The organism is Sphingomonas horti (assembly GCF_009753715.1).
In the GTDB taxonomy this organism is placed as follows: domain Bacteria; phylum Pseudomonadota; class Alphaproteobacteria; order Sphingomonadales; family Sphingomonadaceae; genus Sphingomonas_B; species Sphingomonas_B horti.
Genome location: NZ_WQMS01000020.1, coordinates 155,776 through 168,429, shown reverse-complemented (window position 1 = coordinate 168,429; position 12,654 = coordinate 155,776). Strand labels below are relative to the sequence as shown.

12 protein-coding genes are annotated in these 12,654 nt (G+C 67.5%); 3 read left to right on the top strand and 9 right to left on the bottom strand.

Going from position 1 to position 12,654, the window contains the following annotated elements; translation table 11 throughout:
• The first annotated feature begins 16 nt into the window (after positions 1-16).
• Together GON01_RS16250 and GON01_RS16245 are read left to right on the top strand one after the other, a co-directional pair.
• Positions 17-583, top strand: coding sequence for a TetR/AcrR family transcriptional regulator (locus GON01_RS16250; protein ID WP_309503946.1), 567 nt, complete (start codon positions 17-19; stop codon positions 581-583).
• A gap of 4 nt (positions 584-587) precedes the next feature.
• The gene (locus GON01_RS16245) at positions 588-1,901 is read left to right on the top strand and encodes a glycoside hydrolase family 43 protein (RefSeq protein WP_157028426.1); all 1,314 of its coding nucleotides are present in this window, start codon (positions 588-590) and stop codon (positions 1,899-1,901) included.
• A gap of 83 nt (positions 1,902-1,984) precedes the next feature.
• Here the strand turns inward: GON01_RS16245 and GON01_RS16240 are convergent, their stop codons facing one another.
• The 5 genes from GON01_RS16240 to GON01_RS16220 are packed head-to-tail and all read right to left on the bottom strand — an operon-like array spanning position 1,985 to position 5,760.
• Complete coding sequence (locus tag GON01_RS16240) at positions 1,985-2,809, bottom strand: phytanoyl-CoA dioxygenase family protein (protein WP_157028425.1); 825 nt, start codon at positions 2,807-2,809, stop codon at positions 1,985-1,987.
• 14 nt (positions 2,810-2,823) lie between these two features.
• Complete coding sequence (fghA, locus tag GON01_RS16235) at positions 2,824-3,666, bottom strand: S-formylglutathione hydrolase (RefSeq protein ID WP_157028470.1); 843 nt, start codon at positions 3,664-3,666, stop codon at positions 2,824-2,826.
• Positions 3,663-4,046, bottom strand: a complete 384-nt coding sequence (locus GON01_RS16230) for a VOC family protein (protein ID WP_157028424.1) — start codon at positions 4,044-4,046, stop codon at positions 3,663-3,665. Before GON01_RS16230 ends, fghA begins: the two co-directional genes overlap by 4 nt.
• Positions 4,047-4,060: 14 nt before the next feature.
• Positions 4,061-5,173 carry an S-(hydroxymethyl)glutathione dehydrogenase/class III alcohol dehydrogenase gene (locus GON01_RS16225; protein WP_157028423.1) on the bottom strand — a complete coding sequence of 371 codons (1,113 nt, stop codon included), beginning with the start codon at positions 5,171-5,173 and terminating at the stop codon, positions 4,061-4,063.
• Positions 5,170-5,760, bottom strand: a complete 591-nt coding sequence (locus GON01_RS16220; protein WP_198159879.1) for a class I SAM-dependent methyltransferase — start codon at positions 5,758-5,760, stop codon at positions 5,170-5,172. Before GON01_RS16220 ends, GON01_RS16225 begins: the two co-directional genes overlap by 4 nt.
• Positions 5,761-5,862: 102 nt before the next feature.
• On the opposite strand from GON01_RS16220, the gene GON01_RS16215 reads away from it, so the two are divergent.
• Positions 5,863-7,389, top strand: a complete 1,527-nt coding sequence (locus GON01_RS16215) for a flavin-containing monooxygenase (RefSeq protein WP_198159878.1) — start codon at positions 5,863-5,865, stop codon at positions 7,387-7,389.
• Here GON01_RS16215 and GON01_RS16210 read toward each other — a convergent pair.
• The 4 genes from GON01_RS16210 to GON01_RS16195 form a co-directional block, all read right to left on the bottom strand.
• Positions 7,347-9,449: a S9 family peptidase gene (locus GON01_RS16210; RefSeq protein WP_198159877.1), complete on the bottom strand. Its 2,103-nt coding sequence runs from the start codon at positions 9,447-9,449 to the stop codon at positions 7,347-7,349. The two genes, GON01_RS16215 and GON01_RS16210, sit on opposite strands and share 43 nt — an antisense overlap.
• Before the next feature lie 133 nt (positions 9,450-9,582).
• Positions 9,583-11,505, bottom strand: coding sequence for a TonB-dependent receptor domain-containing protein (locus tag GON01_RS16205; RefSeq protein WP_157028419.1), 1,923 nt, complete (start codon positions 11,503-11,505; stop codon positions 9,583-9,585).
• Between the two features lie 74 nt (positions 11,506-11,579).
• Positions 11,580-12,314 (bottom strand): TlyA family RNA methyltransferase, encoded by a 735-nt coding sequence (locus GON01_RS16200; RefSeq protein WP_157028418.1) that lies wholly within the window; start codon positions 12,312-12,314, stop codon positions 11,580-11,582.
• Positions 12,315-12,360: 46 nt separating this feature from the next.
• Positions 12,361-12,648, bottom strand: a complete 288-nt coding sequence (locus GON01_RS16195; protein WP_157028417.1) for a hypothetical protein — start codon at positions 12,646-12,648, stop codon at positions 12,361-12,363.
• Between the last annotated feature and the right edge of the window lie 6 nt (positions 12,649-12,654).

Below are 12,654 nucleotides of genomic sequence, written 5' to 3'. Positions count from 1 at the left end.
GCGGCGTGATGCCTTCGTGGCGGCAGCGCGGGAGGCTTTCTTTTCCAAGGGTTACGGCGCCACCTCCATGTCGTCGATCTCCGCCACGGTCGGCGGGTCGAAGACGACCCTATGGACCTATTTCCCTTCCAAACAGGAATTGTTCGCGGCCGTGGTCGACGACCTGGTCGAGCGCTATGGCCGCGCGCTGGAGGTCGAGTTCGACCCCACGGCTGACATCGCCGAGTCGCTCCGCACCATGGGTCGCGCCTTGCTGGCGACGGTCCATGCCCGCCCGATCGTCGATCTGCATCGGCTCTGCATCGGCGAAGCGGGGCGCTTTCCGGAGCTTGCGCGACTGTTTCACGAACGCGCCCCCGCGCGCGGCAAGGCGCGGCTGCGCGCCTATATCGCCGAGCTGATGGCGCGGGGCCGGCTTCGCGCCGGCGATCCGGCCGATGCGAGCCTGACCTTTGTCGGGCGGCTCTGGGCCGGCTCGATCCAGTCGCATCTGGTCGGCCTGATCGGCCCGCCGGACGCAGCGGAGATCGAGCGGGAGATCGACGCCGCCGTCGACGTGTTCCTGCGCGCCTGGGCTGCCTGATCCGATGCTGTGGGTGAAGGTGATCAACGGCGCCCCCTTGCAGATTCGCGTCACCGAGGCGGATCGAAGCTGCGTCTATACGGTCGAAGAACGGGAGCATGGCGCCTGGCTCGACCTGTTCCGCGCGATTGCTGTCGACTTCGGCACCCGTCGTCCACGTGGGCGGGAAGCGTTCGAGACCCCGCCCGCCGATAATCGCATCGAGCCGCTGCTGACGCGCAACATCGATCCCCGCATCCGCGACGGCTATGGCGACCCGGCCGTGCTGCGGACCGAGGACGGCTACCGCCTGGTCGTCACCTCGAACGACGCCCCGGACGCTTTCCCGATCCTGCGCTCGCGCGACCTCCGCGATTGGGAGCTGGCGGGCTTCGTCTTTCCGCGCGGGCAGGCGCCGGCCTGGGCGATCACCGGCGAAGGCGTGGCCGACTTTTGGGCGCCGGAGCTGCACCGTGTCGGCAGCGGCTATCTGCTCTGCTTCACCGCGCGCAATCACAAGCGGGAGCTCTGCATCGGCCTCGCCCGCGCCGACTCGCCGGGCGGCCCGTTCACGGCCGATCCGGAGCCGCTGCTCACCGGCGGGGTGATCGACGCCAACCTTTTCGTCCGCCCGGACGGCACCACGCTGCTGTTCTGGAAGGAGGATTCGAATGCGGTCTGGCCGCGCAAGCTGGCGCGATTGCTACGCGATGACCCCATTCTGATCGACAAGCTGTTCGATTCTGCTGCCGATCGGCGCACGGCCCAGCTCTGCGCGGGTCTCTGGCGCTGGGCCGAGCGCGCGACGCCGATGGAGCAATTCTTTTCGCTGCAGCCGATGATCGAGGCAGTCGTCGCCCGCTACGGCCAGGTGCGCGAGCGGCTCCACGCCCATTCCGACGTGATCGCCGCGATGCGTACTCCGGTTTACGCGCAAGCGCTGAGTCCGGACGGCCAAGGGCTGGCCGGCGAGCGCCGCGTCGTGCTGGTCAACGACCTCGCCTGGGAAGGACATCTGATCGAAGGCAATTGGGTGACCGAGCAGCAGGGGCGCTTTTACCTCTTCTATTCGGGCAATGACTTTTCGACGCCCGATTACGGCATCGGCGTCGCGATCGCGGACGACCCGCTTGGCCCCTACGTCAAGATGCCGGAGCCGCTGCTCCGCACCAGCACCCGATGGTGGGGTCCGGGCCATCCTTCGGTCGCGCCCGGCCCCGACGGCGTGCCGCGCCTGTTCTTCCACGCCTTCCCGCCCGGCACCGGCGGCTACAAGGCCTTCCGCGCCCTGCTCTCCGTCCGGCTGGCATTCTATCCTGACCGGGTCGAGGTATCATGATCCGTCACCCCGGCCTTGAGCCGGGGCCTATCTGCGTCAGGAAGGCGGGTGGATTCCGGATGAGGCCCGGGATGACGACCCGATTAGTAAGCCGGCTCCAGCAGGCCTTGGATCGTGTGGGCCTGGATGATCGGCTCGAGCCTTTTGACGACACGATACGTCAGGTGATCGCGGATGCATGGCGGCAGCGCATCGAGATAGGCCGGCGTGACCTGCAGGTCGTGGTGATGAGCGTTGATCGCGTCCGGCGCGTCGACGCCGACGACCAGCACCGGGCGCGGCTCGTTCGAGCGGTTGGCAGTTCCGCGATGGACGGTCAGCGCCGATCGCGCCGAGATGTCGCCCATCTGCGGCAGTTTCTGCTCGGCCCGGGCGATGTAGCGCGGCCATAGCGCGCGCGGCGGGAACATGCCCTTGGGGCAGCCTTCGAACTGGTCCCATTGCGTGCCGGGCGCGATCTCGAACGGGCCATGTTCCGGCCGGGTGTCGACCATGGTCAGGTTGAAGGCGAGCGAGTTCAGCCGTCTGCCTTTCGTGGTCGCCTCGGGCACCGCGAAATCTCGGTGCCAGGGCTGGTCGGCGGCGCCGGGGAAGGGGATATCGAACCCGACCTCGACGATCCGGTAGTCCGGCCCCAGCACCGCCTCGCACACCGCCACGAACCAGGGATGGATCGCGATATCGGGGAAGCCGCGGATGCGCTCCGGATGAACCTCGACATAGAAGCGCTCCGGCCCCCGCGGCAGCGCGCCGCCGGGCACGTCCTTCACGTCATCCCAGATCGCCCAGATGTCTTGGGCCACCCGCTCGACCCAATCGCGCGCGAAAGCATGCTTCAGGCCGATGATGCCAAGCCCGTAGAGCCCGCCCATGATCTCGGCCACGTCATAATCGGCTGGTCCGGTCATCCCGCATCAACCCGTCAGCCGCGCAACCGCTCCGCGTGCCAGCGCAGATGGTCGGCCATGAACGTCGAGATGAAGTAGTAGCTGTGGTCGTAGCCGGGCTGCATCCGGAGCGTCAGGTCGATTCCCGCCGCCTCGCACGCGCCCCGGAGCAGGGCCGGGCGAAGCTGCTCGGCCAGGAACGCGTCGGCCTCGCCTTGATCGACCAGGATTTCGGGCACACGCGCGCCGTCCTCGATCAGCGCGACCGCGTCATAGTCGCGCCACTTCGCGCGATCGCGGCCGAGATAACCGGCGAGCGCCTTTTCGCCCCACGGGACCTGGCTGGGCGCGACGATCGGCGCGAAGGCGGAGACGCCGCGGAACCGCTCCGGATTGCGCAACCCGATCGTCAGCGCGCCATGGCCACCCATCGAATGGCCGGTGATGGCCTGCCGGTCCATGTCGGCGGGGAAATGCGCCGCAACCACGGCCGGGAGCTCGTCTTCGACATAGCTCCGCATCCGGAAATGAGAGGCCCAGGGCGCCTCCGTCGCGTCGACATAGAAGCCGGCGCCCTGCCCCATGTCATAGGCCGGATCGTCGGCCACGCCTTCGCCGCGTGGGCTCGTGTCCGGCGCGACGAAGATCAGGCCCAGCTCAGCGCAGGCGGCGCGATACTCGCCCTTTTCCATGACGTTCGCGTGGGTGCAGGTCAGGCCGGACAGATACCAGACGACCGGCAACCGCGCGCCCGGCTCGTGGTCGGGAACGAAGACGGAGAAGACCATCTCCGTCCCCGTCGCCTCCGATCCGTGGCTGTAGACGCCCTGGGTGCCGTGATGGCTGCGCCAGGACGAGACCGTCTCCACCCCGGTCAGCCCGGCATCCGGTGCAGCGCGCAGAGCTTGTTGCCGTCGGGATCCCGCAGATAGGCGAGATAGAGCTTCATCGCCGATCCCTCGCGCACGCCCGGCGGGTCCTCGCACGCGGTGCCGCCCGCTTCAAGGCCCGCCTTGTGCCAGGCGTCGGCCTGTGCCGGATTCTCCATCGCGAAGCCGATGGTCGCGCCATTGGCGTGCGTGGCCGGCTGGCCGTCGATCGGCTTGGTCACCATGAAGATGCCGCCATTGTGCATGTACATCAGCCGGCCCTTCTCGTCCTGCAAGCCAGGCTTGCCGCCGACCGCGCCGAACAGGCTGTCGTAGAATTTCTTCGAACGCGCGATATCGTTCGATCCGACCATCATATGGCTGAACATCTGCTGCCTCCCTTTCAGTAAACCACCACGCTCCGGATGCTCTCCCCGGCATGCATCAGGTCGAATCCCTTGTTGATCTCGTCGAGCGAGAGCACGTGCGTGATCATCGGGTCGATCGCGATCTTGCCCTCCATATACCAGTCGACGATCTTCGGCACGTCGGTGCGGCCCCGGGCGCCGCCGAACGCGGTGCCGCGCCAGTTTCGGCCGGTCACGAGCTGGAACGGGCGAGTGCTGATCTCCTTGCCGGCCTCGGCCACGCCGATGATGATCGAGGTGCCCCAGCCGCGGTGGCAGCATTCGAGCGCGGTGCGCATCACCTCGGTATTGCCGGTCGCATCGAAGCTGTAGTCCGCGCCGCCGTCCGTCAGCTCGACCACCTTGGCGACGATCGCGTCGCGCGAGATGCCCTTGGTGTTCAGGAAGTCGGTCATGCCGAACCTGCGGCCCCACTCCTCCCGGTCGGGATTGATGTCGATGCCGATGATCCGGCCGGCGCCGGCAAGCTTCGCGCCCTGGATGACGTTCAGGCCGATCCCGCCCAGGCCGAACACGACGACATTGTCGCCGACCTGCACCTTGGCGGCGTTGACCACGGCGCCGACGCCAGTGGTGACGCCGCAGCCGATATAGCAGCTCGTCTTGAACGGCGCGTCCTCGCGGATCTTCGCGACCGCGATCTCGGGCAGCACCGTGAAGTTCGAAAAGGTCGAGCAGCCCATATAATGGTAGATCGTCTGGCCCTTGTAGGAAAAGCGGCTGGTGCCGTCCGGCATCAGGCCTTTGCCCTGCGTCGCGCGGATCGCGGTGCAGAGATTGGTCTTGCCCGACAGGCACGACTTACACTGGCGGCACTCGGGCGTGTAGAGCGGGATGACGTGGTCGCCCGGCTTCACCGACGTGACGCCGGCGCCCACCTCCCGCACGATGCCGGCGCCTTCATGGCCCAGGATCGACGGGAAGATCCCCTCGCTGTCGAAGCCGTTCAGCGTATAGGCATCGGTGTGGCAGATGCCGGTCGCCATGATCTCCACCAGCACTTCGCCGGCCTTGGGACCTTCCAGGTCCAGCTCGACGATCTCCAGCGGCTGCTTGGCCGCGAACGCGACTGCTGCGCGCGTCTTCATCCGACATTCTCCCACACTCGCTGGGCCGCGGGCATTTCCGCGCCCGCAGCCTGGAACACCCAGATTCGCGCCGGCGGCACGTTGCGCCACACCTTTGCGGCCAACGTTATTCGAACGTCGGCCGAGCGCGGCAGCGGCGGCTTCACGCCATAGCTGTACTGCACGAAGGGCGCGCCCGGCGGCACCAGCCGCAGCAGCTCACGCACCAGCGAGACGCGCTCGTGATTGGGGAAATTGAGCAATGGCAGGCTGGAGATGATTGCGCTGAAGGGCCCCAGCCGCTGCAGCCGGCGCGCATCGGTCGCGTCGCCCTCTATGACCTCCAGGCCGGGAAACCGCGCCCGCAGCAGCCGCGCGAAGGTCGCGTCCGCCTCGATCGCGACGACGCTGTCGGAGCCCATGCCACGGCGAACCAGCGCCTTAGTAACGGCGCCGGTGCCGGGCCCAAGCTCCAGCACGCGGCCGGGCAGCGAGAAGTCGACCTGCGCGGCCATCGCTTCGGCCAGGGCGGCGCTCGCCGGGCTGATCGCACCGATCGCGCGCGGATTGCGCGCCATACGCTGCACGAAATTCAGCCAGTCGTTCACGGGGCCGCTCACCCGCGCCCAATGCAGGGTCAGGCGGCGAAGCGCAACGGGGTTGAATCGGACGCGCCGCGCGGCACTATGCGGATGAAGGAGTCGGAGGCGATGGCGAGAGGCGATCAAGTCACCCATGTCGACGTGATTGTGGTCGGCGCCGGCATTTCCGGCATCGGGGCAGCCTATCACCTCAGCGACCAATGCCCGGACCGCAGCTTCCTGGTGCTTGAGGAGCAGCAGAGCTTCGGCGGCACCTGGATCACGCACAAATATCCCGGCATCCGGTCGGACAGCGACCTTTACACCTTCGGCTATCGCTTCAAACCATGGGTCGGCAACCCGATCGCCACCGCGGAAGAGATTCTCCATTACATGGGCGAGGTGATCACGGAGAACGGGCTCGCAGCCCATATCCGCTACCGCCACCGCATCCTCGCGGCGGACTGGTCGAGCACCGACAATCTCTGGACCTTGGACGTGGAGCGCCTCGATACCGGCGAGCGGCTGACCTTCACCGCCGGCTTCCTCTGGATGTGCCAGGGTTATTATCGCCATTCGAAGGGCTACACGCCCGAATGGCCCGGCATGGCCGAGTTTCAGGGCCGCATCGTCCATCCGCAGACCTGGCCCGACGATCTCGCGCTGAAAGGCAAGCGTGTCGTCTGCATCGGCTCCGGCGCGACCGCGGCGACCTTGATCCCGAACATCGCCGGGGATTGCGCGCACGTGACCCTGCTGCAGCGCTCGCCGACCTTCTTCATTCCCGGGCGCAACATCAACGAGCTGGTCGAGACGCTGAAGGTGCTGCAGATCGACGAAAGCTGGATTCACGAGATCGCGCGCCGCGCGGTGCTGCACCAGCTGAGCGAGCTCAACCGCCGCTCGTTCGAGGAGCCGGAGACGCTGCGCCACGAGCTGCTGGAAGGCGTGCGCGCTTTCCTGCCCGAGGATCAGGTGCAGCGGCATTTCAACCCGCGATATCGCCCGTGGCAGCAGCGCATCGCCTTCATTCCCGACGGCGACCTGCTGGCCGCGATCCGCGACGGCAAGGCCTCGGTCGTGACGGACGAGATCGACCGCTTCACGCACGGCGGCATCCGCCTGAAATCGGGCGAGGAATTGCCGGCCGACGTGATCATCACCGCGACCGGCTTCGACCTCTGCATGATGGGCGACATTGCCTTCGCGGTGGACGGCGCGCCGGTCGATTGGTCAAAGACGGTGAACTATCGCGGCATGATGTTCACCGGCGTGCCCAATCTCGCCTGGGTGATGGGCTATTTCCGCGCGAGCTGGACGCTCCGCGTCGACCTGCTGGGCGATTTCGTCTGCCGCTTGCTCAATCATATGCACGAGATCGGCGCGGAGCGGGTCGAGGTCCGCCTGCGCCCCGAAGACGCGGACATGGAGCTGCGCGACTGGATCGACCCGGAGAATTTCAATCCCGGCTATCTGATGCGCGGCATGCATTTGATGCCCCGCCGCGGCGACAAGCCCGAATGGATGCACAACCAGGATTACTGGCGCGAAGCGGCCGAAATCCCGGCGATCGACTTGGACGGCGCCGAGTTCGCGTACGGCGGCGGGAGCGACTACGGCCTCAGCTCGCGCTCCAGGAACCGTACCGTCGCCTGATCCGCCTTCAGCCAGTCCTGGTGGCGCAGGAAATCGTGGATCTCATTGGGGAACACCAGCTCCTCATACCGCACGCCTTGCTCGTCGAGCCGCCGGGCCAGATCGACCGTCTGGCTGAAGCGGACATTGCGGTCGTCGTCGCCGTGGATCAGCAGCACCGGCGAGCGCCAGGTCGCGACGTCGGCGACCGGCGAGCTGGTGAAGGCGGTCTTCAGCGCCGCATCCCAGTCGCCCTGCTCGTAGCGTTTCGGCGGTCCCCGGCGTTCGTAAAGCGTGCGTGACATGTCGTGGACGCCGTGGAAATCGACACCGGCCTTGAAGGTATCGCTGTCGCGGGCGAGCGCGAGCGCGGTCAGATAGCCGCCATAGGAGCCGCCCCAGATACCGATCCGGCCGCCATCGACCTGCGGCAGGCCCTGCAGGAACCGCGCGGCGGCGATCACGTCGCGATATTCGGAAGCGCCGCGCGCTCCCGCATCCTTCGGATGATGGAAGGCCCGGCCATAGCCGATGCCCAGCCGGTAATTGACCGACAGCACGGCAAAGCCGCGCGAGGCCAGATACTGGTTCATCGCATAGGCATGTGAATAATAATACATATAGGACCAGCCGAGCAGCATCTGCCGCGGCGGCCCGCCATGCACGAAGATCAGCGCCGGCTTCTTCGCCTTGCCGCCGGGCGCGTCGAACAGCTGGCCGTGGATCAGCAGCCCGTCGCCCGCGCGGAACGTGACAGGCTTCGGCACCACCAGGCTATCGGTCGCGTAAATGGGCGACGCCCCAAGCGCGCGTTCCCCGCGCCGGTCGGCGCCGATCCAGTGCAGCGCCGGCGGCCGCTTGGCGGTTGCCGAGACGAAGGCGATGCCGTCGCCCGCCGGCACCGGCGTCCATTCCAGCCCTTCGCCGGCACTCAGCGCCTCCGGCGCCGCGCGGTCGACCGGCACCCGGAAGATGTGCCGCCGGTCATGGTCGCCCGCGGCCCGCCCGCTATTGGCGCTGTAGAGCAGCCACTTGCCGTCGCCGCTCAGCGCCACATGCTCGACCATATAGTCGCCCGGCGTCAGCAGCATTGCCGCGCCGCCCGTCGCAGGCACCGAGTAGAGGTGCGGCCACCCATCCATTTCCGCGCGGAAGGTCAGGCGGTCGCCCGCCGCCCAGCGCAGCACCGGTCCATCCGGCGCCGACGTGTATGAGCCTTCCATCGTGTCGGGGCTCCGCCAGACCGCCGCACCGTCGCCGGTCTGCGCGTCCGCGACCCAGATCGACCAGGGCTGCTTCACTTCCTCCAGCAGCGGCTGGGGGGCGCCGCCGCTGCCTGGACGCCTCGTGAAGGCGATCCGCCTGCCGTCGGGCGACCAGACCAGATTGTCGTCGCGTCCGGTCGATGGGGCCAGCCACAGGATCGGCCGGTCCTTGCCGCTGTAGATGCCGACAAAGGAATGATCGCCGCGGTCGGAAACGAACGCCAGGCGCCGCCCGTCCGGGGACCAGGCGAGGTCGCCGACGTCGCCGCGATCGAAGAACAGCCGTTCGGGCTTCGCGCCGGGCTCGGCGATCCAGACCTTGCCCTCGCGCACGAACGCGATGCGGCCGCTGTCGGTGACCGCCGGCGCGTCACCCTCGGCGACTTCGCGCGGCGCGCCGCCGGCGACCTCGGCGGTCCAGACGGTCAGATGCGGCTGCTCGACCCCGCTGGCCGGATTGGGCTGGAGATGCCCTTCGGCTTCCCAATTGGAGTCGTGATCGCCGCCGCGCACCCAGGCGATCCGGCGCCCGTCGGGCGAGAAGGCGAGCGATGTGAGCTCCTGCCCATCATCGTCCCGCGAATCGGTGACCTGCCGCGGATGGAAGTCGGCCCCGCTCGCCACCCAGATGTTGCGCACGCCGTTCTGGCGGCCGACCCAGGCGATGCTCTCGCCCTCTTTCGACGCTGTCAGGTCGCCGACGAACGGAAAGGCGAGGCTCTGCTCAAGCCCGGGCAAGGCTGGATCGGGCGCCGCCGCGGCATCGGGAGCCAGCACCAGCAGCAGCGCGCAAAACGGCGCCATCCAAGCGTGCATCGTCCGCATATCGCCCCTCCCGGTCCGCTGAACCGCCGACCTTAACGTCATCGCGGAGACGCGCAATCTTTGACGCAAGTGAGGAACGAGCGGAATCGCAGGCGGCCGTGCAAACCTGAAGGCGGGTGGGGCGCTAGATGTCGGTGGTCAGCGTGACGCTCAGCCGGCGCGGCAGGTTGTACACGAAGAAGCCGCTGCCGCCGACGCCATAGCCGTAATTGTTGAACACGTTGCCGACCTGGGCACGGATCAGCGCGTTCGACTTGCCGATCTTGAAGCGGTAGCGGCCGCCGACCGCCAGCACCGCGCGCGGCGGCACCACCAGCGTGTTGGCGACGTTCGCGACCCGGTCGCCTGTTTCCTCAGCGAAGGCGTCGATCGAAAAGGGACTGTCCGGGAAGCGGTAATCGACGCTCAGGATGCTGTGCCGCTCGATCGCGCCGACCGGCTTGCCGCCGATCACGCCCGAATCGACCAGCTCTCCGGTCACTTCGGCGTCCAGGAAGACCGTGCCGGCGACGATGTTCAGCCCCTGCGCGATCCGGCCGGCGAGCGAGAGCTCGACGCCGCGGTGGCGCAACTGCCCGAGCTGCCGGAAGCGAGCGGCCGAATCCAGGTTGAAATAGGGCTTGGTGATTTCGAACAACCCGGCGATCGCCGACAGATCGGGCGCGATCGCCCAGCGAATGCCGGCGTCCTTCTGCTCGGTCTTGAAAGCGGGCGGCGCCTCGTCGCGGTTGACGGCGCGATCGGGCGCGACCGGGCTCTCCTCCAGCCCGCGCGCATAGCTGCCATAGATAACGACAGCGTCGGTCAGCTCGATCGCCGCGTTCGCGTTCAGTAGCCAGGGCGAGGACTTCGATTCCGGCAGCCGCCCTTGAGGCGTGATCACGTCCTTCTTATAGTCGGTCTTCTGCAGGCCGACGCCGAACTCGCCCACCTTCAGCCATTTCAGCTGGTAGCCCAGGCCGGCCGTGACCTGGCGGACATGGTCGCGCGATTTCTGCCCGAACACGAGATCGGGCAGCGGTCGGTAGTCCACCTCTCCCCAGACTGTCGGGCCGAGCGCAACGTCCGCAGAGCCGCCATAGAGCCGTTTCTGGTCGCGCCCGCGGACCGTCGCGATGATCGTGTGGCGGCGATCGCCTTCGTCGAAATCACGCGAGACGCGAAACTCGCCCGACGTGGCACCGAAGCGGTTGCCGCGATCGATGAAGACGTGGCGGTCGGCCGCGTCCCCGTCGGGGCTGACGTCGAACAGCAGATCGACTGCGTTCTGCGCGTCGTGGCTGACCGAGCGGAACGCGCCCGCGGCCACGTCGAAACCTGTCAGAGATGCCTTCGCGATCAGGCCGGTGTTCCAGTTGATGCCCTCATAGGTTGCCCAGGGCTGGCCGGCGAAGACTCCGCGCTTGACCCGTGGCGGCAGGTAAGTCGCATCCTTCGGCACAAACACCAAAGTCTGCGCTTCCTGCGAGTTGGTGTGAATCGAGCTCCAGAAGGGAATGATCTCGACGCCGTCGACCGGCTTCCACACCGTCGTCGCGCCGAGCGAGAGATATTGCGGCGTGCCGCCGAAATGCTGGTTGTCGTTGTAATAGGCGATGCCGGCCTGCACGCCTAAACGCTTGTCGACGATCGGCAGGCCGACATCGAGCTGGCCGACCTGGGCGTCGAACGGGCCGTAGCGCAGCACCACGCTTGCGATCGTCCTGTCGCCCGGCTTCCGCAGCGAATAATCGGCGATGCCGGTCGGCGCCGGGAACGGATAGCCCTGGGCCGAGATGCCGACGCGCATCGTCGACCCTTCGATCAGCCGGTCGGTGGGGTTCGACTGCTGCTGGAAATACAGGCCTTCGATGCGGGTATTGCCGGCATCGACGGCGGAGAAACCGCGCACGTCGAACGGGTTGTAGATGCCGATCTGCTCGTCGCCGACGCGCTTGCCGAAGGCGTCGCGCGACTGCGTGGTCGCATTGTCGGTCGTGCGCTGCGCGAGCGCTGCGGTGGAGCACAGCAGCGCGGCGACGGCGGCGGAACGGATGAGCAGGCGCATGATCCGACCATGCCGCACAAGCCGTTGCGACGGCGGAACTTTCGACCGGATGCGTCGCGGTTCGACGAACGGCGTCAGCCCCGCGCCGCCGCGATCAGGAACTCGATATTGCCTTCCGGGCCGGTGATCGGGCTCTGCACGATCCCTTCGACGCGCCAGCCCTGGTCCGCGACCCATGCCGCCACTTCGTCGCAGACGCGCGCGTGCACCGCCGGATCGCGGACGACGCCGCCCTTGCCGACCTCGTCGCGTCCGGCCTCGAATTGCGGCTTGATCAGCGCCAGCAATCGTGCGGCGGGCCTGGCGAAGGTCAGCGGCACCTCCAGCACCTTGGCAAGACCGATGAAGCTTGCGTCGCAGACGATCATGTCGATCGGCTCGGGGATATGCCCGGCTGTCAGCAGCCGCGCGCTCAGTTGCTCCAGCACCACCACCCGCGGATCCTGCCGCAGCTTCCAGGCGAGCTGGTTGGTGCCGCTGTCGACCGCGTACACGCGCGCGGCGCCGCGGCTCAGCAGCACGTCGGTGAAGCCGCCGGTTGAGGAGCCGACGTCGATCGCGACCGCGCCGCTCACGTCCCAGCCGAAATGGTCGAGCCCGTGCGCCAGCTTGATGCCGCCGCGCGAAACCCAGGGATGGTCACGCCCGCGCACCTCGATCGGCGCATCGCCGGGAAGGGATTGGCCGGGCTTGTCGATACGCCGCTCGCCGGAGAAGACGAGGCCGGCAAGGATCAGCGCCTGGGCGCGGGTGCGGCTTTCGGCGAGGGCGCGGTCGACGAGAAGCTGGTCGGCGCGCTGCTTGGGCATGGAGCGGCCTTAGCGGCGCGGGAGCGCGCCGCCAACCGCGCTCAGATCAGGCGCAGAGTTCCTGCGCCTTGCGCGCGAACATGTCGGCCAGCGCGCGGCGGCGCATTGCCGCCTCAGGCGTCACAGCCTTCGCGGCGGCATTGGCTTCATACGCAGCGCGACGTGCATAGTAACGGACGTTCGATTCCACAGCGACCCTCTCCCCGGCGCTCGTGAAGCGATTCCCCAACCGCTCCAGGCTTTTCATGCTGCCCCGCAATCGTAAAATGATGGTTAATTCCCACAGCGAGATTCGAGAATATTTCTCGCGCTCGGCTCGTCGGGATTCCGGCACGTTTCG